The sequence below is a fragment of the Rhizobium leguminosarum genome, assembly GCF_019798305.1.
GTDB lineage: Bacteria > Pseudomonadota > Alphaproteobacteria > Rhizobiales > Rhizobiaceae > Rhizobium > Rhizobium leguminosarum_U.
In genome coordinates, this window is sequence record NZ_JAAXDD010000013.1 from 77,334 (window position 1) to 95,502 (window position 18,169).

At 57.6% G+C, this 18,169-nt stretch carries 14 protein-coding genes; 9 read left to right on the plus strand and 5 right to left on the minus strand.

Annotated features, from left to right (window positions below; all coding sequences use genetic code 11):
- Nucleotides 1-579 precede the first annotated feature (579 nt).
- From HFO99_RS22745 to HFO99_RS22770, 6 genes are all read left to right on the plus strand, one after another.
- Entirely contained in the window at nucleotides 580-1,530 is a 951-nt protein-coding gene (locus tag HFO99_RS22745) for a glycosyltransferase family 2 protein (protein ID WP_222335586.1), read from the plus strand.
- Nucleotides 1,527-2,627: a glycosyltransferase family 4 protein gene (locus tag HFO99_RS22750; RefSeq protein ID WP_222363766.1), complete on the plus strand. Its 1,101-nt coding sequence runs from the start codon at nucleotides 1,527-1,529 to the stop codon at nucleotides 2,625-2,627. Before HFO99_RS22745 ends, HFO99_RS22750 begins: the two co-directional genes overlap by 4 nt.
- Nucleotides 2,621-3,763: a glycosyltransferase gene (locus HFO99_RS22755; protein WP_222363768.1), complete on the plus strand. Its 1,143-nt coding sequence runs from the start codon at nucleotides 2,621-2,623 to the stop codon at nucleotides 3,761-3,763. The genes HFO99_RS22750 and HFO99_RS22755 overlap by 7 nt, the downstream gene beginning before the upstream one ends.
- Entirely contained in the window at nucleotides 3,760-5,958 is a 2,199-nt protein-coding gene (locus HFO99_RS22760; RefSeq protein WP_222363770.1) for a GumC family protein, read from the plus strand. Before HFO99_RS22755 ends, HFO99_RS22760 begins: the two co-directional genes overlap by 4 nt.
- Nucleotides 5,959-6,060: 102 nt before the next feature.
- Complete coding sequence (gene gmd / locus HFO99_RS22765; RefSeq protein ID WP_222335578.1) at nucleotides 6,061-7,164, plus strand: GDP-mannose 4,6-dehydratase; 1,104 nt, start codon at nucleotides 6,061-6,063, stop codon at nucleotides 7,162-7,164.
- A complete protein-coding gene (locus tag HFO99_RS22770) occupies nucleotides 7,157-8,248 on the plus strand; it encodes a GDP-L-fucose synthase family protein (protein WP_222335575.1) in 1,092 nt (363 codons plus the stop codon). Before gmd ends, HFO99_RS22770 begins: the two co-directional genes overlap by 8 nt.
- Before the next feature lie 687 nt (nucleotides 8,249-8,935).
- Here HFO99_RS22770 and HFO99_RS22775 read toward each other — a convergent pair.
- The 5 genes from HFO99_RS22775 to HFO99_RS22795 form a co-directional block, all read right to left on the minus strand.
- The gene (locus HFO99_RS22775; protein WP_222363772.1) at nucleotides 8,936-9,202 is read right to left on the minus strand and encodes a DUF2277 domain-containing protein; all 267 of its coding nucleotides are present in this window, start codon (nucleotides 9,200-9,202) and stop codon (nucleotides 8,936-8,938) included.
- Between the two features lie 415 nt (nucleotides 9,203-9,617).
- Nucleotides 9,618-10,835: a plasmid replication protein RepC gene (repC, locus tag HFO99_RS22780; RefSeq protein WP_222363774.1), complete on the minus strand. Its 1,218-nt coding sequence runs from the start codon at nucleotides 10,833-10,835 to the stop codon at nucleotides 9,618-9,620.
- A gap of 207 nt (nucleotides 10,836-11,042) precedes the next feature.
- Nucleotides 11,043-12,035, minus strand: coding sequence for a plasmid partitioning protein RepB (repB, locus tag HFO99_RS22785; RefSeq protein WP_222363776.1), 993 nt, complete (start codon nucleotides 12,033-12,035; stop codon nucleotides 11,043-11,045).
- A 289-nt stretch (nucleotides 12,036-12,324) separates the two neighbouring features.
- On the minus strand, nucleotides 12,325-13,554 hold the full coding sequence (gene repA / locus HFO99_RS22790; RefSeq protein WP_222335572.1) for a plasmid partitioning protein RepA: 1,230 nt from the start codon (nucleotides 13,552-13,554) through the stop codon (nucleotides 12,325-12,327).
- A 411-nt stretch (nucleotides 13,555-13,965) separates the two neighbouring features.
- The gene (locus tag HFO99_RS22795; RefSeq protein WP_222363778.1) at nucleotides 13,966-14,406 is read right to left on the minus strand and encodes an RbsD/FucU family protein; all 441 of its coding nucleotides are present in this window, start codon (nucleotides 14,404-14,406) and stop codon (nucleotides 13,966-13,968) included.
- Between the two features lie 198 nt (nucleotides 14,407-14,604).
- On the opposite strand from HFO99_RS22795, the gene HFO99_RS22800 reads away from it, so the two are divergent.
- From HFO99_RS22800 to HFO99_RS22810, 3 genes are read left to right on the plus strand one after another with little or no spacing between them, the layout of a single operon-like run.
- The gene (locus tag HFO99_RS22800) at nucleotides 14,605-15,603 is read left to right on the plus strand and encodes a LacI family DNA-binding transcriptional regulator (protein WP_222363788.1); all 999 of its coding nucleotides are present in this window, start codon (nucleotides 14,605-14,607) and stop codon (nucleotides 15,601-15,603) included.
- On the plus strand, nucleotides 15,600-17,117 hold the full coding sequence (locus HFO99_RS22805; RefSeq protein WP_222363790.1) for a sugar ABC transporter ATP-binding protein: 1,518 nt from the start codon (nucleotides 15,600-15,602) through the stop codon (nucleotides 17,115-17,117). The genes HFO99_RS22800 and HFO99_RS22805 overlap by 4 nt, the downstream gene beginning before the upstream one ends.
- Nucleotides 17,117-18,160, plus strand: a complete 1,044-nt coding sequence (locus tag HFO99_RS22810; RefSeq protein ID WP_222363792.1) for an ABC transporter permease — start codon at nucleotides 17,117-17,119, stop codon at nucleotides 18,158-18,160. Before HFO99_RS22805 ends, HFO99_RS22810 begins: the two co-directional genes overlap by 1 nt.
- Nucleotides 18,161-18,169: the final 9 nt, after the last annotated feature.

Here is an 18,169-nt window from a genome sequence, read left to right on the forward strand (position 1 = left end):
TCGCGGCAGATCAAAAAAACAGGTGTCGGCCTTCGTGCTGCGCTGCTCTCAAGCAATCATCCAGCCACATCCGCAGTCAACCTGTCCTAGCGAAGGGCAGGCTACGCCTAATGCACCTTCGCTCCACCCAAAGACGGTGTTGTGCGTAAGCTTTCAGCCGGTGTTTACCCAAAAGGCGGGTCTTCATGTCCGCCGATTGCCCATAAGAGCAGATGTTGCGCATGTCCGTTCACCGCTACCGTGGCGATGAGTGTCTTGTGAAGCGTGGTGGTAAGCCGCCGTTCCACTGGAATGAGGCAACAATTCTGACAGAGGCTCTCTCTGCAGTCGAAGCCTGGAAGGTTTAGGATTATTATGTTTCTGCGTCACGATCCTAGTTCTCTATGCAAGGCGACGGGCGCTCTACTCGTCGTGGCGATCTTATCGGCTCCGCGCGAGATGCTGTTCGGCCGACAAGGTCTTTTGGATATCACCGTCACCGAGGCTCCGAACCACGATGGCTGCGTAGAGGTCGACGTCCTAAGCAACTTTGCGCTGCTGTACAGCGGTGCATCGCCGCAACTCGCCTGAGAGCGCGTCATGGAGCAGCCGGCCCTCAGTGTCCTCATCAATAATTACAACTACGCTCGCTTCGTTGGGCGGGCGATAGACAGCGTGTTGAGCCAGGACGCGCGCAACGTCGAGATAATCGTCGTCGATGACGGCTCCACCGACCAATCGCGGTCCGTTCTGGAAGCGTATGACAGCCAAGTGAAGGTGATCTTTCAGGAGAACGCAGGACAGGCCGCTGCGATCAATACCGCTGTCGGATCAAGCATGGGCGAGATCCTCTGTTTTCTTGATGCCGACGACTGGTGGGCGCCGAGCAAGCTGTCGGCGACGGCAGCAGCGTTCCGCGCAAACCCTCAAGCATCGCTCGTCTATCACCGACTGCAGCCAACGCTTGTCGATGGGACGCCGACTTCCAAGCCGATCCCTCGAAGCCTGTGTTCGGGCGCTTTGTCGCCGCTACTTACCAGATCGGCTGGTTGGTGGCCTTTTCCGATGACGTCAGCCATCGCTGTACGACGTAGCGCGTGGAATGCTGCGGGCAAAATTCCCGAACAATTCCGCATATCAGCCGACGCCTGGCTCGTGGGAATCTATCCGTTTCTGGGGGACGTCATTGCCATGCCGGATCCGCATGGATTCTATCGAATCCACAATAACAACTGGTATCGCGCGACCGAGGATGCGACCACGCTGAGGAGGCGGATGACACACTGGCAGCAAACCCTTGAAGCAACGAACCTGTTTCTCTCAGCCCATAAGCTGCCGGCAAGACTACATCTCAGGGATCACTATCCCTACCGCATCGCGTCGGCAAAGCTGCAGGGAGCCGATGCACGCACCCGGTTCAAGCTTGCCGTCGAAGGCCTCTTCTTTGCCGGCGAACCGAACCTGCTCAGGCGGATGCGCGATAGTTTGCGCTGGGCGCGCGGCCTGTCACGGCTCGGCCTGGACGTCGGCTTGTCGGAGGCAACGAAATGAAGGCGCTGCTATTGGTTTCCGAACTGGAAGACTATACCATCTCATTTGCCAGCGGCCTTGCCCAACACCTGAACGTTGTGCTTGCCGTGCCACGCCGGCGCTATGCACATCTCGCCTCTTCCATCGATCCGGCTGTCGATCTGCACCTTCTGGACTGGCCGAGACACCGTTCTCTCTCCAATCCCTGGTTTCTGTACCAGCTTACGCGTCTGATCCGACGGGAACGGCCGAACCTCATTCATCTCCTCAGCAATTCTACACTTTGGCTGAACCTCGCCGTGCCGTTCTGGCGCCCGATCCCGCTTGTGACGACCATTCATGACGTGGAAATCCATCCCGGCGATTCCGATACGCGTACGCTGCCCGGCTGGGCCCCCGAATTGATGGTGAAGCAATCCGGACATCTTGTCGTCCACGGCGAGGGACTGAAGCGGCTGGTCCTTAATCGATATTCAAAATCGGCGGAATGTGTCCATGTCCTGTCGCATCCCTCCATCCTTCGCTATGCGGAGCTCGCCCGGCGACAGAAGATGACGCCGCGCGAAGCGGATGGAACTGTACGCGTCCTGCTCTTCGGACGGATTTTTGCCTACAAGGGCCTGGAACATCTGGTCCGGGCCGAGGCGATGCTCAAGGACGTACTTCCCAACCTACGCATCACGGTCGCAGGCCGTGGCGACAGTCCGCTGATCTTCCAGCCGCTCATGGGGGATCCCGGCCGCTACGATATTCGCAATCGCTTTATCGAGGATGCAGAGGTCGCCCAGCTTTTCCTGGACACCGACATCGTCGTGCTTCCCTATACGGAAGCATCCCAAAGCGGTGTGCTCAACCTTGCCGCCGCATTTGGAAAACCGGTCATCGTTACGGATGTCGGCGAGTTGCGGGGCACCGTTCAGCCCAACGGGTTGGGAATGGTGGTCCCTCCCGGAGATGCCAAAGAGCTCGCGGCAGCTATCAGGACATTGGCAGACAACGGCGAGCTTAGAAACAATTTCGGTGCCAATGCGCTCGAATGGGCCAAAGGACCGAATTCGCCTGAACGGGTCGGCGCCCAGGCCGCGGCCGTTTATCGGGAGGTGGTCGGGTCATGCTGACGGAGGCCCTCACGGACAGTAATCGAATGGCAGCACAGAGCGCGGCCAGCGTCCGCCACTATGTTCCGGGCGGCTGTGAGAACGGCGGCGGCATTGGCAGGCTGGTCGGTTATATAACAGAGACAGCGAAAGAGACCGGCACGAAGCATTTCGTCACCGATACCAGAGGGGCTCGATGGTCCAAAGTGACGTCACCCGCACGCTTGCTCGGCGCCATCCTGACGATGGCAAAGGATCGGATTGTCGCGCCAGCCCGCATTCACCATTTCCATATCGCTGGCCGCGGCAGCACCTACCGAAAACTGATCCTGACCGAGGCTGCCCGTTTGTTCGGGTGCTGCCACATATTGCACCTGCACGACTACGACTACGCCGGCGACTTTGCGAAACGCTCGCCACGCCAACAACGGCTCATACGTCGGATGTTTCAGAATGCCGATTGCGTTGTGGCGCTCGGCCGGCGTGATTGCATGACGCTGACGACACTTTTGGGCGTTGACGAGCGCCGCACGGTCGTCGCCCATAATTGCGTCCCCGATCCTGGGGCGCACAATATTCGCGTCGGTGAGACACCGTTGATCGTATTCCTTGGCCGGTTGAGCGAACGCAAGGGGGTCACGGAGCTTCTGTCGGCCCTGAGCCACCCGGTTATGAAAGAGCTGCAGTGGCGGGCCGTACTGGCAGGCGACGGACCTGTCGAGAATTATCGCCGTCAGGCTGACGCCATGGCGCTTTCAAATCTGGTAGAGATGCCCGGCTGGCTTGACGCCGGTGAGGCGCGAGCCCTGTGTGCGCGTGCGGATATCCTGGTCCTGCCTTCGCACGCCGAAGGTCTGGCAATGGCCGTGCTCGAAGGGCTGTCCCACGGCCTCGCCGTCGTCACCACGCGTGTTGGGGCGCATGACGAAGTCATTACCGACGGTGAAACCGGCCTCTTCGTTCCAGTCGGAGACCAGGATGCCTTGGCTGCAGCCCTGGCGAAGCTGGTGTCCGATCCAGAGATCTGCATCCGCCTTTCGGTCCAGGGGCGCGCACATTATCTCAGCCATTTCAGCATGATGGCCTATATGCGATCGCTCGAGAAACTTTACGAAACCGTTTCCGCGAAACCTCGAGCAATGGTTGGCGCACGATGACGATTTCCACTGTTCCGCCGGACCGCAACCTTCCGATTTCACAGATGCGCTACGATCCTCGCTTTCAGGTGGAGACCAAGGCGGACAACTTCGATCTGGGATCCGTCTTCCGTCTCGTCCGGCGAAGAATGATCATGATCATCGCGATAACCGCGCTTCTGATGGCGCCCACGGTGATTATTATCTCTGGGTTGAAGCCCGCCTATCAGGCCTGGGCCCGATTGATTATCCACCAGCCTCTCGCAACATCACTTGGTGCCGACGATAGCCACAGTGATCTACTTGACGCGAAATCGGAGACTGAGCGGCTTCTATCCAGAAGCATCGCAGAGCGAGTCGTCCACGAACTGCGGTTTAACGTGCGGCCGGAATTCAATCCAGCGCTGCGCGAGATCTCGTCCATTGACAGGATCCGGGCAATGTTGCGCGGCCTGTTCGACACGGAAAAACCCACCTCGCCTGTACGCGACAACATCGACGCCATCATCCCGGAATATTTTAGGGCGCTCGGCGTGTGGCACGAAGACAAGAGTGACGTTATCCAGATCAGCTTCACTTCGAATGATCCTGAACTCGCAGCCGCGGTCCCGAACCGGATCATCAGCATCTACCTCGATGAACGGAAGGACAGTCTCGGTAGCCGCCTGAATTCAGCGCAAAAATGGATCCGACAGCGCATCACCGAACAGCAGGCTCGCGCGGATATTGCTCGCGACGCAGCCCGCAACTATCAAGAATCAATGGACGTCGTCTCGAAAGAGGACGCTCAAGATGAACGGATCAAGTCAATCATAGAAGTCACTGGCCGCGAAGGGAAAATCGAAGAAAGCCGGCTTGAGGTCAAGGCCACGATATCAACGCTGGAAGCAACGGATAACGCTTCGGTCGCTGCGGAGAATATCGCCGTCCCCGACAACATTTCCACAAAGCAACGCGATCTTCGCGCACAGGAGCAAGATCTCGCCCGCCTTCTTCAGACATATGACGGTAATGCCGAGACCGTGGTGGATTTACGTGGGAAGATCCAGGAATCCCGTGCCGATCTCAACCTTGCTACCAAGCAATATCTCCAAACAATGCGCACCAAGCTCGCCGCACTTGATCACGAAGCTAAGTCAATACAATCCATCTTGGCTGAAGCTCATGAAAAACGCACACGCGAAGCGCTGGTGCAGTCGGAATTGACGCGACTGCAACATATCGCCGACTTGGAACAAACGTCACTCGACAAGCTTGAGGATCAGCGCCGTGACCTCGCCGCCAAGGCCATGCTGCCGGGGGCGGAATTGGAAGTTCTATCACCGGCTTCAGTGCCGATCGCGGCACAGGGACGTGGACGGCTTTTCTATCTGGTGGGTGCCCTCCTGGCTGCGATCTCGGGTGCCGTAACGGCTGCTTTCGTGATCGAAATGTCGGACCGGACGGTCCGGAGTTTCGACCAGATAACTGCAATGGGGCGCACGATCCCGGCTGGACTTATCCCGCATCTGGCGCGGTGGGAAAATTCGAAAACGATGTTCGAACATATGCCGGTCCCAATGTTTGACGAAGCAATCCGTACCGTGGTGCTTTCGCTCAAGCAGTCCAATGGCGGCAAGTCGCCGAGCAGTATCGTCGTTACCTCGGCCCACAGCGGGGAAGGCAAGTCGCTTGTCGCGAGATCGCTGGCTATCGAACTTGCCGCCGCCGCAATTCCGGTGCTGCTGGTCGATGGCGACCTTCGGCGGGGAAAACTCGATTCGTTTTTCAGGTCGGGGTTAATGTACGGACTGAACGAATTCCTGAACGGTCAGGCCGATCTCCGCGACATCGTCTACCGCCATCCAAGCGGTATCGACTTCATTCCATCTGGAAGATTCAGTCTCCAGCGGCGCACCCGTTCGAACGGCCTGGCAGAAATCATTGAGATGGCGGGCGCGGCCGGCCAGATTGTCATCTTCGACAGCGCGCCTGTGCTCGCCTCGACAGATACCGTCCATTTGACTGCCCTGGTGGAAAGAACACTGGCGGTCGTTAGATGGGGAAAGACGAGCCGCCGCGCGGTCGAGTTCAGCCTGCAGCAAATGAAAAGCTCGCGGAATTCGGAAATTGTTGTCGCGATCAACAATGTAAACCCCAAAAGCCACGCGTTGTATAATTTCAGCGACTCGGAACTGTTTTCGAAATCCCTGATGAAATACTACAGCCTAAAATAATGAATACTCCTACATAAGGCGCAAACGCTCACCTTTTACGAAATTGTACTTACTAAACATCATAATATGCTTCTGCATTAGTATTCGAGTTGGAGGGCAATCATGGATACGGGAATGACAAAGAACCGAAAAGTCGCGCTGATTACGGGTATAACAGGTCAGGACGGTGCGTATTTGGCCGAGTTGCTCCTGGAGAAGGGCTATATTGTTCACGGCCTCAAGCGACGCTCATCATCCTTCAACACCAGTCGCATCGAACATCTCTACGAGGATCCCCATGTCGAGAATCCTCGCTTTATTTTGCATTTCGGGGACATGACAGATTCAACGAATCTCATCCGTGTCATTCAGGAAACGCAGCCGGACGAGATCTACAATCTCGCCGCACAGAGCCACGTCCAAGTCTCTTTCGAGACGCCGGAATATACAGCCAACGCAGATGGAACCGGCACCCTTCGGCTACTTGAAGCAATTCGCCTCCTGGGGCTGACCAGGAAGACCCGCTTCTATCAAGCGTCCACCTCAGAGCTCTACGGCAAAGTCCAGGAAGTCCCGCAGAGCGAAACGACGCCGTTCTACCCTCGATCACCCTACGCGGTGGCCAAGCTCTATGCCTATTGGATAGTGGTCAATTACCGCGAGGCATATGGCATGCACGCCTCGAACGGCATTTTGTTCAATCATGAAAGCCCGATCCGCGGCGAAACGTTCGTGACGCGTAAAATCACCCGGGCGGCGGCTGCGATCCATCTTGGGCTGCAGGAAAGGCTCTATCTCGGCAATTTGGATGCCAAGCGCGACTGGGGACATGCACGAGAATATGTCCGCGGCATGTGGCTGATGCTGCAACAGGACGAACCGGAGGACTATGTCCTTGCGACCGGCGAAACGCACTCGGTTCGCTCCTTTGTTGACAAGGCCTTTGCCAAGGTGGGCATGCCGATTGATTGGCGCGGGAACGGGGTTGAGGAAAAGGGATACGATAAGACATCCGGTCAGTGTGTGGTGGAAATCGATCCAGCTTACTTCCGTCCGACTGAAGTTGATCTTCTGATTGGCGATCCGGCGAAGGCGCACGCGAAGCTTGGCTGGAAACATGAGACCAGTCTTGATCAGCTGGTTGCGGAGATGGTTCGCGAGGATCTGAAAGTCATGGCACGAAATGTTCCGTCGGTCGGTGTAACCAAAGGTTTTGCCCATGTCTGAGGTGATCTACAGCCTTGCCGGAAAAAGGGTCTATGTCGCGGGCCACCGCGGCATGGTGGGCTCTGCGATCGTGCGGCGTCTCGCTTCCGAGGGCTGCGAGATTTTGACGGCCACCCGCGCCGAGGTCGATCTCAGACGGCAGGACCAGGTGGAGGCCTGGATGAGTAAGAATCGTCCCGACGCTGTCTTCCTGGCTGCTGCGAGGGTCGGCGGTATTCTGGCGAACGCTACCTATCCGGCCGACTTCCTTTACGACAACTTGATTCTGCAAGCGAACGTGATCCACGCGGCCCACAGAGCTCACGTCGAAAAACTGATGTTTCTGGGCTCGTCCTGCATCTATCCGAAATTCGCCGATCAGCCGATCGTCGAGGACTCACTTCTGACTGGATCGCTTGAGCCCACGAATGAATGGTATGCGATCGCCAAAATTGCCGGATTAAAGCTCTGCCATGCCTACCGCAAACAGCACGGTAGAGATTTCATCTCGGCCATGCCTACCAATCTTTATGGTCCAGGGGATAATTTTGACCTCGGGTCGAGCCATGTCATGCCGGCGCTCATACGCAAGGCGCATGAGGCCAAGATCAACCAGCAGCAAGAGATATGCATCTGGGGGACCGGCACGCCGCGGCGCGAATTCCTGCATGTTGACGATTGCGCCGACGCCTGCCTCCATCTCATGAAGACCTATTCCGCCGAAAGTCATGTGAACGTAGGTTCGGGCGAAGACATTACCACCCTGGATTTGGGATACCTCGTCTCCAAGGTCGTAGGTTTCGAAGGCAAGATCACGCGCGACCTCACCAAGCCAGATGGCACACCACGTAAACTCTTGAGCGTCGACAAGCTTCGCACTCTCGGCTGGTCGCCTAAGATCGGTCTGAAGGAGGGTATCGCGGACGCCTACCGCTCCTTCCTTGATGGGCATTATCTCGAACGCAGCAACAGGGCTTTGTCGGGCGACTTGATCGGTCAAAGCGATATCAGTTTTGAGAGAGCTAAAACTTCGGCGCTGCACGCGCCTACGCTCTCTACAGTCGCACATCATCCCTTGCGCACAGCGAATTTGCACGAGGGATAATAAGGTTTTGTCTCGGGGGGAGACGCATATGCTGGGGGAGCAAATAATGCAACCAGTAGAAATTAGGATTGCAGCATTAATTTTCCTGATAACCGTGTGGGTGATGATTATCAGAGCGGCAATGGATTTTTTCGCGGTTCAGATGCCGATACCGCTTGTCGCGTTCTTACACGGATAGTCCATGTCGGATGGCTCCGCGAGATTACCTTCGAACCGCGGTGGGCACCCTTTCCCGAAGCAGGCGTTCAGTTTCTCCTCGCCGATCTTTGGCGCCAGTGGGTCATCGACGAGGCGGTGAACCCGCTCAATCCGCTGAGCGATCTATCCTCCTTGCGCAGACCGTCCGGCCTTGATGCCGACAGTCGGCAGGTAAAGCCGCAAGAACGCGGTATCACCGAACTGACGGTAAGCACGGAAAGCAAGATGCCTGTGCTCGAGCCAATCTTGCCGACGGTCGAACGGATCTACGTCTCCTCGAGGCGCCTCAGCGCTACACCCCGTCGAAAGCGGGCAAAGCGGCGACACCAAGTACGGTCTTCGGCAGATCATAACTCTTTGAATCTATGGTAAACGCCTCGTTAACCAGAAGTGATATCCATCATAGCTTCCGCCATTCCTAGCGGTCACCGGAGTCTCTTCTCACTTTCGCTAAGCCAGCACTGTTCAGTGACACGACGCCCTACAAAATCATGCGAACCTGATCAGGTTTTTCGCGCGCGCTTTTGCAGCTTCTTCCTCACGGCTGTGCGGCGGATGTGAAGTCTCGAGCGAATTAAGCAGTTCGCGCGCGCATGCCGCGATCGAAACGATTGCGTGTTCGAACGCTGCCTCATTGCGTTTCGAGGGTTTGGTCGTTCCACTCAGCTTTCGTACGAACTGCAATGCGGCATCATGGATTTCCTGATCGGTCGCCGGCGGATCGAAATTGAACAGCGTCTTTATGTTTCGGCACATGACTTGCTCCTAGTCATCTTCATCTGCTTTCGGCCTTAAGACGGCCTGCCCCGCGGTCCTTTGCCCGTTCGCAAGGATCTTCTGGCCATCCATCAGACCGTGCATCCTAGGCCGCTCCACCTCGGTTGTGAACAAAGATACCGTCACCGCCGTTGTCGGACCGGATGAAGCCAACCCTTTGTTGCATCAAACCACGTCACGGTACCCGTCGCCATAGCGACTGCCGTTGATCATTTCATTCTGCCGCACCTTGATCGGGTGGATCACATTTGACGACTACAAAGACAGATCCTTCTGAATATCAAGCCGCAGCAATCCCACCGGCGCCGTTACGCTTCCGCTGCCCGTTGCGAGCGTGAGCGGCCAAGGGTTTGGCTGCGTCTGCCGACCGCGCCCCTTCCCTCCACGATCGTGCTCATGACGCCGTTTTCCTCCCGACACCGCCATTAAGGCGCATCAACGCCATCAACATCGGGCCCAGAGAAAACTCCCCTCGCCGCGCCTTTGCCGTCAGATCCCGCAAATAACCGCCGGCCGAATTGATATGGCCTGCCCTCTCGAGGATGCAGGCCATAGCGACCGCGGCATTTTCGGGGCCCATGACTTCGCAGGCATCCTGATAGGCCGATGGGCTGACGCCGAGCGTCGATCGAACGACGACCGCCGCCGACATCAGGTCCCGCCAACCAGTGACAGCGCCTCCCGGCCCGTAGTCTACGATATCCGGGCACCCTTGGAGCACCATTCCCAAGGGAAACGCCTTTATCGGCTCCCTCGTTGGCCGATCGGCTTGGCTCGATTTCGCCCCCTGCTCTTTTCTAGAGCTTGGTTCAAGTTCATTGCTGGAATCGGTATTTGAATTCTGTATGTGACGTTCAAAACCGACATCATTGGTGTCTGTTTTTTTAGATTTCATCTGCGTTTCCAGCACACTGACGATCTCGTCTCGCAGCATCTCCATCTCTGTGAGAACGTGCTCCAGGTCTGCTCTCGTCGGCGAACGCGGGATCTGAGCCACTACGCTCAGGAAATGGTTCTCGATTGCCGCCCAGTCTCCAGCTGCGCCCTCCTCTATGGCGGCGGAGATCAGCTTGCGGACATCCCGTCGGCAGATCGAGAGCGCCTCCTTCGTCAGAAGAAATTGCTTACGCTCGGCTGCGACCTGCTGTGCCATCTGCGCGAGTTCTTCCGCGCGGGCAAGCATCGGCGCCAGGCTGAAACCGAAAGCTTGCTCGATGTCTCCGGCGCTGCCCTTGTGGGCATACCGCTTTCCATTGGGGCTGTCCTTGCGCACGATGAGCCCGGCATCGACGAGCGCAGCCAGGTGCCGGCGAAGGGTCGTGCCCGTGATACCATGGGCACGGATCGACAATTGTGCATTTGACGGGAACACGACCAGCCCGCGTTGCTCCGACAACTCTGTATGCGGATAGAATGTCAGCAACGCATCTAGAACTGCCAGAGCACGGTCCTGGACGCCGAGGGTCGCGCGCGCCTCGCACGCGTCGCGAAAGATTCTCCATTTGTCGGCCGTCTTTCCAGCCTTGATTTCTGCCGTCTCGAGCTGCCTCTTCACTAAGGCAAGCGTCATCGGCCGCCGCCCGACGGGCGTCGTTACACTTCCTGACTGCATGTCATTTCACCTTTCAAAAAGGCAAAGCTCATCGTCCCGCCGAATTGGCGTCCAACAACTCTTGACAGTGATTCCGGGAAGTGCGATTCTCTGGGTGCTAAACGAGAGAAATGGGCTTCCGGATGGACATTCGGGGGCCTTTTTCTTTACCTGATTTCTTCTTCCTTCTCAGTTTCTGTCATCACGACGTCCGTCCATCGGGCGCCGTTACCTGTCTCGGCGAAGTTCTTCGAACTCCGCGTGCAGAGCTTCCAGCTTGTCGGTCAAAAAAGCTGCGAACTCGGGAACCACTCGCTCATCAAAGCTGATGCGCGTGGTTTTGCCGATCCGCTCGATGCGCGCTGCCTTCTGCCCTTTTGCATTTCGCCAATGCTCGCCGCCGCTCGCCTTCTTCTTTGGTGTCGCTGCTACTGCCAATGCCTTTGCGAAGCGCTCATCCGATGAAAGTTGCAGAAACGCCGGCTCGGCGATCAAGGCTTCGATCTTCTTGCCTGAGGACGACATGGTCTCTGCAAGTGCCATCCATCTCGAACGACCGGCCTTCGGGGCGGGTCCGATCGCTTGAACGATCGACTGTGGCAAAGAGCGAGCGATCGAGATGTAGCGGCTGAGATCGGCCTTGTCGGTCGAAAGCGCCGAAAGGATCGTTTCCCGCTTGTAGCCAGCCTCTTCCAAGCGCAAGGCAAAGAGCGCCTTCTCGATAAACGACAGGTCCTGTCGATCGAGGTTCTCCTTGCCCTGCGCGATGACCAGTTCGTCGTCACTCAGGTTCCGGACGATCGCCCTCACCTTCACGCCCAGCCTTGATGCCGCCCGCAACCGCCTGCGGCCGTATGCGATCTGATACCGGTCCGCACGGCCGGTCGCCGGCCGAACCAGGATCGGCACCTGCTGCCCGTGTTGCCCAATGCTGGATACCAATTCTTCGAACCCCGGATCGACCTCGATGGAAATCCGGTCTCCGACGGAGGAGTCAGAGACCGTGGCAGGATCAACTTCGATGACGGCATGCCCCGCAGAGAGCTGTTCCTGAAGCCGAGCAGCCGCACGTGCGCCTTCGCTCATTTCCTGGAGGGATGTACCCATCGCCGATATCGCACCGGAGCGAACGCGCTCGGGGCTCTTGCTGGCGGAAGCGCCGGCGGCTGGCGGTTCGGTTTTTCGCATGAAGAGCGAGTTGACGGTGTCTTTCCTGCTCATTTGCCATCTCCCAAGTCTGCCCCTGCGCTGACCACATGCCGGCTGGATGCATTGCGCGCACCGGTTAGCGCAGCAAAGCTGCAAGCTCGCGGCGACGCGGAGGTGTAATTCCTCCGCTGGAATAGGCGGGGATGATGCCGACGCTCGCGATCGATTCTGTTGCCTGAAGAGGGCAGGGGCCTTTTTGTGAAAGTTGGGAGCTCCCAACCTTTGCGCCTCGACTGAAAGGTGGGAGCTCCCAACTTTAAGCAACCTGTCGGCCCGAAGCGAATCTGGTCTGTTCCGCAGATCATCGTTTACTCCGTCCCCAGGCGGCGCGGATCAGGTTCTCGATCTCGCAATTGACAGCGTCGAGCGACTCCATGGCGCGATCGTAGGTCGAGCGCGTCAGGTTCTCGCGGCCGATTTCATAGAGCGTCTGTTTTGTCAGACCCGCGTCGGAAACGGCCGCCGACTTCACCATCGGGTTCGTCAGCACGCTGTCGTCGAAGAGGTTTCGCAGAAGAGCCGCGACCTTCGTCTGCGGCGCATCCTGAGGTTCGAACCGCGTCAAAAGGTACTTGATGAAGTCGTAGCGAAGCTCACCTCCGGCCTCTCGGACGACTCCAAGAAGATCGTGGGTCATCAGCAGGAACTGGCTCATCGACGCGATGTCGAGCATCTGAGGGTGCACGGTCACGACCATCGAGGTCGCAGCGCAAAGTCCGCTGAGCGTCAGATAGCCAAGCTGTGGCGGGCAATCGAAGACGACCACATCATAATTGTCGGCAACATCATCGAGTGCGCGTGCAATGCGCAAGAAGAAAATCTCGTCGGCGCCTTTCGCGCCATTCGTCAGCGCTCTTGGCGTCGTATGCTCGAACTCCATGAGCTCCAGATTGCCTGGCACGAGGTCGAGGCCGTCGAAGTAGGTTTGGCGGACAACGTCGCTCAACGGACGCCGCTCTCCGTCATAGCGGATTGCCGCGTAAAGTGTTTCATTGCTGCCGACGTGGGTTTCGGGCAATACGCCGAGAAGGGCGGACAGGCTGGCTTGCGGGTCAAGGTCGAGCGCAAGCACACGGTAGCCCTGAAGCGCCAGATATTGCGCGAGGTGGACGGACGTCGTGGTCTTGCCCGATCCGCCCTTGAAGTTCGTGACCGCGATGACTTGGAGATGATCGTCGGGTCCACGGCGGGGGAGAAAATCGTATGCGTCGCGTCCACGTGACGTCGAGGCGAGCCTTGCGCGGAGCTCATTGAGCTGAGCCAGGGAGTAAAGGCGCCGGCCGTTTGTCGTCAACTCCGGCTGCGGACCATCGCCGGCGAGGCTCATCTTGCGCAATGTGGAATCGGATATGCCGATGAGCTTGGCTGCTTCACCCGAGGTGAAACGCCGCAGTGTCTTGCTTGCGGTCGGCGGGAAAATCGCCTCGCTGATCGATTGGAGCTGTGAACTGAGCAGCGACGCATGATCACCAATGGTCTCATCCACGGTTTTCTGCGATGCCAATCGAGTAGAACGAAGCGGCTTGCTCACGGTCAAAACTTTCGTCACGGAAAAAGTTCAATTACGGCGTTTATTCCGTGACGATACGGAAACAAGCGATTCTTGCAAGGAGTTAATGGTTAACAGCCACTTAACGGCAGGCCCGCAACAAGGAACGAAGCCAGACCGAAATGAGATATTTCCCTTACGATTCCAGCATGTTCCTAAATTGCGCCGCCGACCGAAAGGAATCTGTGGGACTCGCAGATCTGCTGGTCAGCAAACCCGCCGGAAGGGCCGATCCAGACGACCATTGGCCTTCAGCCGCCCGCTCCCCAGAGAATCACAGATCAAGAGATCTCACAGATTTGCGACTGGAATAAACGCGCAGTTTTCCCAAACCAGTATAAACAGACCAGCCTAATTGCGGAGCGGGACAATGGCAGGAAGAAGACCTGACCATCAGACCACGCCCTTCTTAAGGATGAAGTTCCCATAGGGGCGCGATTCAGCCGTCTGGATGACTGCAAACGATCGCATCGCGATGGGATAATATGCAAACCTCTCGACAGGTTGGCTCGCTATCGACCGCCCCTCTGCCGCACTGCAAACCGCGAGGACGTCTTTGTGTACGTCCAGCAACTCGCCTGGCGCATCGACCGCCTCCATGTGCATCAGAGGCGTTTCAATGAACGTGTCCAAGGGCATCATCTGAAGGATCCCGCGAACTGCAGTCGGTGCATCGACACCCTCCAAGATGAGAAGCTTTCCGCTCGTGGTCTGGGTCGCCACACGAAAACCGGAGAAGTTTCGATCCACGATTGCCAGTTCGTCGCCATGACCCATGGAGGCCATGACCCACAACACGTCGGCCGTAATAAACGGCGGCACACCCTTCAGCATGGCATCTCCCTCCCAAGAGATTTCACCGACAAGAACGATGAACGATTAGCAGAAAAAAACGATTGCGCAAACGTTTCGATGGCGCTAGCGTGACCACATAGCGGATCCTGGGAGAACCTCTGGAGGTTGGAATTCCGCTTGGGAGGATAGTTTGAAAAACTTGTTTGTTGCGCTGCTGGCGAAAGCTGGAGTGCGCTCATGACGACTATTTCCGAGGTGGCAAAGGCGGCTGGGGTCTCAGTCTCCACGGTTTCGCACGTTCTCAATAAGACGCGCTACGTCTCACCCGAGAAGGTCAAGCTCGTCATCGAGTCCGTGGAGGCAATCGGATACATCCCCAATACAGTCGCTCGCTCGCTCAAACTGTCATCGACAGGCACTGTCGGCCTCGCGATTTCCGCGATTTCGAACCCTTACTTCAGTGACATCATCTGCGCGATTGAAGCCGAGTGTTCCAAACGAGGCTTGATCGCGTTCCTCTGTGACACGCAGGATGATCCGGTCCGGGAGCTGGAACTGATCCAGCATCTGCATCAGCGCCGCGTCGACGGGATTATACTTGCGCCTTCAGGCGATCCTAAAAAAGCGCTGGACTATCTCATCCGGTCCGACCTTCCCTGTGTGCTTGTTGACAGGCTATCGGACAACCGTTTCGACCAGGTCGGGACGGATAACGTCGCCGCAATACGAACGCTCGTCGATCATCTGGTCGCGCTGCATCATCGACGGGTTGGGATCATTCTCGGTCAACCCGGCTTTGCGACGACTGTAGAGCGCGCAAAGGCGTTCCGCGCAGCGATGACGGAGAAGGGAATAGAGGTAGAGGACAATTTAATCAGTGACGGCAACCGCAGCACCGCCGACGCCACGGCTTCGACGCACCGGTTGCTGGGGCTGAAGGAGCCGCCGACAGCGATTCTTGCTTCGAACAATCTGGCGATGATCGGGACTATGAGGGCTATCCGGGAGCGGAAGCTGCGTGTTCCCGCGGACATTTCTGTACTTGGGATTGATGATTTCGAATGGGCAGATTATTTCGAGCCGCGCCTGACACTGATGGCCCAGCCTTGCGATGAGATTGGCAAGAAGGCGGCGGACTTGCTGATCGAGCGGATAGGCAACAAGCGCCGCCCCCACGAGACCATTCGACTGTCGCCAGTTTTACGAGTGCGTGAATCGTGTGGAGAAGCAGCATGAACCACGTCGTTCTTTCAGCGAAAGGTGTCGTCAAGCGCTTCGGCGGAGTTCAGGCGCTTCGCGGCGTGGATTTCGACCTAAAGGTTGGCGAAATCCATGCGCTGCTTGGTGAAAATGGTGCAGGAAAATCGACGCTGATGAACCTGCTGTCCGGTGTGAATACGCCGGACGAGGGAGAGATCTTCATCGACGGCAAACTGGCGCGATTTCACAGCCCGCGTGATGCACAAGCGGCCGGGATCGCAACGATCTTCCAGGAGCTGGACCTCGTTCCGAGCCTAACCGTGGCTGCCAATCTCTTCCTTGGGCGCGAACTTGTCCACCGGCATGGCATGCTCGATGGGAAGGCGATGCTGCAAGAGGCGCGTAAAAGACTAGAAGCGATCGACCGATCTATCGATCCCGCCCAGTTCGTGAGTGAGCTTTCGATCGGCCAGCGCCAGGTCGTCGCCATCGTCAAGGCACTTTCCTACGCATCGAGAGCCCTTATCATGGACGAGCCGACGGCTGCCTTGACCGTTGGCGAAGTGGATCGACTGTTCGACATCATGCGTGGCCTGGCAGCGTCGGGCGTTGGCATCGTCTATATCTCGCACCGTCTTGAGGAAGTCCCTCAGATCGCTCATCGCGTGACGGTCATGCGCGACGGCAAGGTGGCTGGCGTCACCAAACCAGATGCGCCTCAGGCCGAACTGGTGCAGCTTCTCGTCGGACGTCCTTTGAACGAGCTATATCCCCGCCGCGCCCACAGTGTAGGTGACGTGCTCCTGCGGATGCGACAGGCTTCCTTCCGCCCATACCGCGTGTCGCCCGGATGGCAGGCGCCAATCAAAGTCGATCTGGATGTTCGGCGCGGCGAAATCGTCGGGCTCGCCGGCGTTATGGGAGCGGGTCGAACCGAGCTTTTGAGCGCTCTATACGGAACAGGCGTGCCCGGCCAATGGCATGGGGACATTACGATTGGTGGCAGGCCGACCAGGCTTAAATCGATCGCGGCCGCTCGCAGGGCAGGACTGGCATTCGTAACCGATGACCGGCGTGGGGCCGGTCTCATGTTGCGTATGTCTGTAGGTCTCAATCTGGTGATGTCGATCATCCGCTGGATATCACCAAAGGGTTTGCTGTCGGCGCGACGCCAAGAGGATGCGATCAAGAGCTCTTTCGGCCAGTTCGACATTCGTCCAAAGAATCCCGGCATCGCGGTCGGGGCTCTCTCTGGGGGAAATCAGCAGAAGGTCGTCCTCGCAAAGGAAGTGCTGGGCAATCCGCGCTTGTTGCTTCTCGACGAGCCGACACGTGGCGTCGACGTCGGCGCAAAGGGAGAAATCTACGCCCGCCTGCGCAAGCTGGCTTCCGAGGGATTGGGCATTCTTGTCGCTTCTAGCGAGATGCCCGAACTGATCGGCCTATGCGATCGAATAGTGGTTTTGCGCAACGGCAGCAGCGTTGCTGAGTTTTCTGGCGGCGTCGACGAACACGAAGTCCTGGCGGCCGCCAACGGGAGGGAGGCCTGATGTCCGAACAGCGAATCGCATCCAATCCAGCGGTTCAGCCCGCCAAGCGGATTGATCCGCTCGCGGTGTTGGTCCGCTTCCAGAGCTTGATCGGCCTTATACTCGTTTTCGCCGGGGGCATCATTTTCTCACCGCGTCGGCACGGTGTCATCCTGTTCATTCAACCCGACAACATCGCCAACATCGTCCGCGCGGTGTCCGAAACTGGCATCATCGCGATCGGAATGACGTTCGTGATCATCACCGCCGGGATTGACCTCTCGGTTGGGGCCACACTTGGTCTTGCGAGCGTCGTAACGGCAACATTGATGGTCTCAGGCGGTTTTGGGCTGGTCACGACGGTGCTGGCAGTGTTGCTGATGGGCACTTGTTTCGGGTTGGCCCAGGGAGCGATCTCAAGCAAGTTTCGACTTGAAGCGTTTATCGTCACTCTTGCCGGTTTACAGGCGGCCCGCGGGCTTGCACTCGTGGTGTCGGACAATCAGTACATCAATATTTCCTATGGTGATGGCCCTGGGCTCGCTCCGCCCATCTTTGCCATTCTGGGCGGTCGGCTATTCGGTAATGTCGTTCCCGTTGCCACGATCGTCTTCTTGATCTTCGCCTGCATCGCCACACTGGTGCTGAACACGACGAGGTTCGGCCGTTACGTCTATGCCGTCGGCGGCAACGAACGCGCCGCCCGCATCTCAGGTGTTCCGGTCTCGGCAATCAAGATCGCCGTTTACGCCATTACCGGCTTTGCATCCGCGCTTGCTGGCATCGTCCATGCCGGACAATTCAATTTTGGGAGTGCCAATGATGGGACCGGATATGAATTGACGGCCATCGCGGCTGTCGTCATCGGAGGAACCAGCCTGTTTGGCGGGTCGGGTTCAATGGTCGGAACAATCGCCGGTACAATCATGCTTGGCGCGTTGGCCAATATACTGCAGCTGAACAACATCACGCCAGCGATGCAGTTGCTTGCCACAGCGGCAATTATCGTTCTGGCGGCAGTCCTTCAATCCCTCGTTCGTCGCCGCGAAGGATTGGGCAGGTAGTGTGGCGGC

Excerpts from the sequence above, each read along its gene's own strand:
- HFO99_RS22745 (WP_222335586.1), top strand. The coding sequence starts at position 580 with ATGGAGCAGCCGGCCCTCAGTGTCCTCATCAATAATTACAACTACGCT.
- HFO99_RS22750 (WP_222363766.1), top strand. The coding sequence starts at position 1,527 with ATGAAGGCGCTGCTATTGGTTTCCGAACTGGAAGACTATACCATCTCA.
- HFO99_RS22755 (WP_222363768.1), top strand. The coding sequence starts at position 2,621 with ATGCTGACGGAGGCCCTCACGGACAGTAATCGAATGGCAGCACAGAGC.
- HFO99_RS22760 (WP_222363770.1), top strand. The coding sequence starts at position 3,760 with ATGACGATTTCCACTGTTCCGCCGGACCGCAACCTTCCGATTTCACAG.
- gmd (WP_222335578.1), top strand. The coding sequence starts at position 6,061 with ATGGATACGGGAATGACAAAGAACCGAAAAGTCGCGCTGATTACGGGT.
- HFO99_RS22770 (WP_222335575.1), top strand. The coding sequence starts at position 7,157 with ATGTCTGAGGTGATCTACAGCCTTGCCGGAAAAAGGGTCTATGTCGCG.
- HFO99_RS22775 (WP_222363772.1), bottom strand. The coding sequence starts at position 9,202 with ATGTGCCGAAACATAAAGACGCTGTTCAATTTCGATCCGCCGGCGACC.
- repC (WP_222363774.1), bottom strand. The coding sequence starts at position 10,835 with ATGCAGTCAGGAAGTGTAACGACGCCCGTCGGGCGGCGGCCGATGACG.
- repB (WP_222363776.1), bottom strand. The coding sequence starts at position 12,035 with ATGAGCAGGAAAGACACCGTCAACTCGCTCTTCATGCGAAAAACCGAA.
- HFO99_RS22795 (WP_222363778.1), bottom strand. The coding sequence starts at position 14,406 with ATGCTGAAGGGTGTGCCGCCGTTTATTACGGCCGACGTGTTGTGGGTC.
- HFO99_RS22800 (WP_222363788.1), top strand. The coding sequence starts at position 14,605 with ATGACGACTATTTCCGAGGTGGCAAAGGCGGCTGGGGTCTCAGTCTCC.
- HFO99_RS22805 (WP_222363790.1), top strand. The coding sequence starts at position 15,600 with ATGAACCACGTCGTTCTTTCAGCGAAAGGTGTCGTCAAGCGCTTCGGC.
- HFO99_RS22810 (WP_222363792.1), top strand. The coding sequence starts at position 17,117 with ATGTCCGAACAGCGAATCGCATCCAATCCAGCGGTTCAGCCCGCCAAG.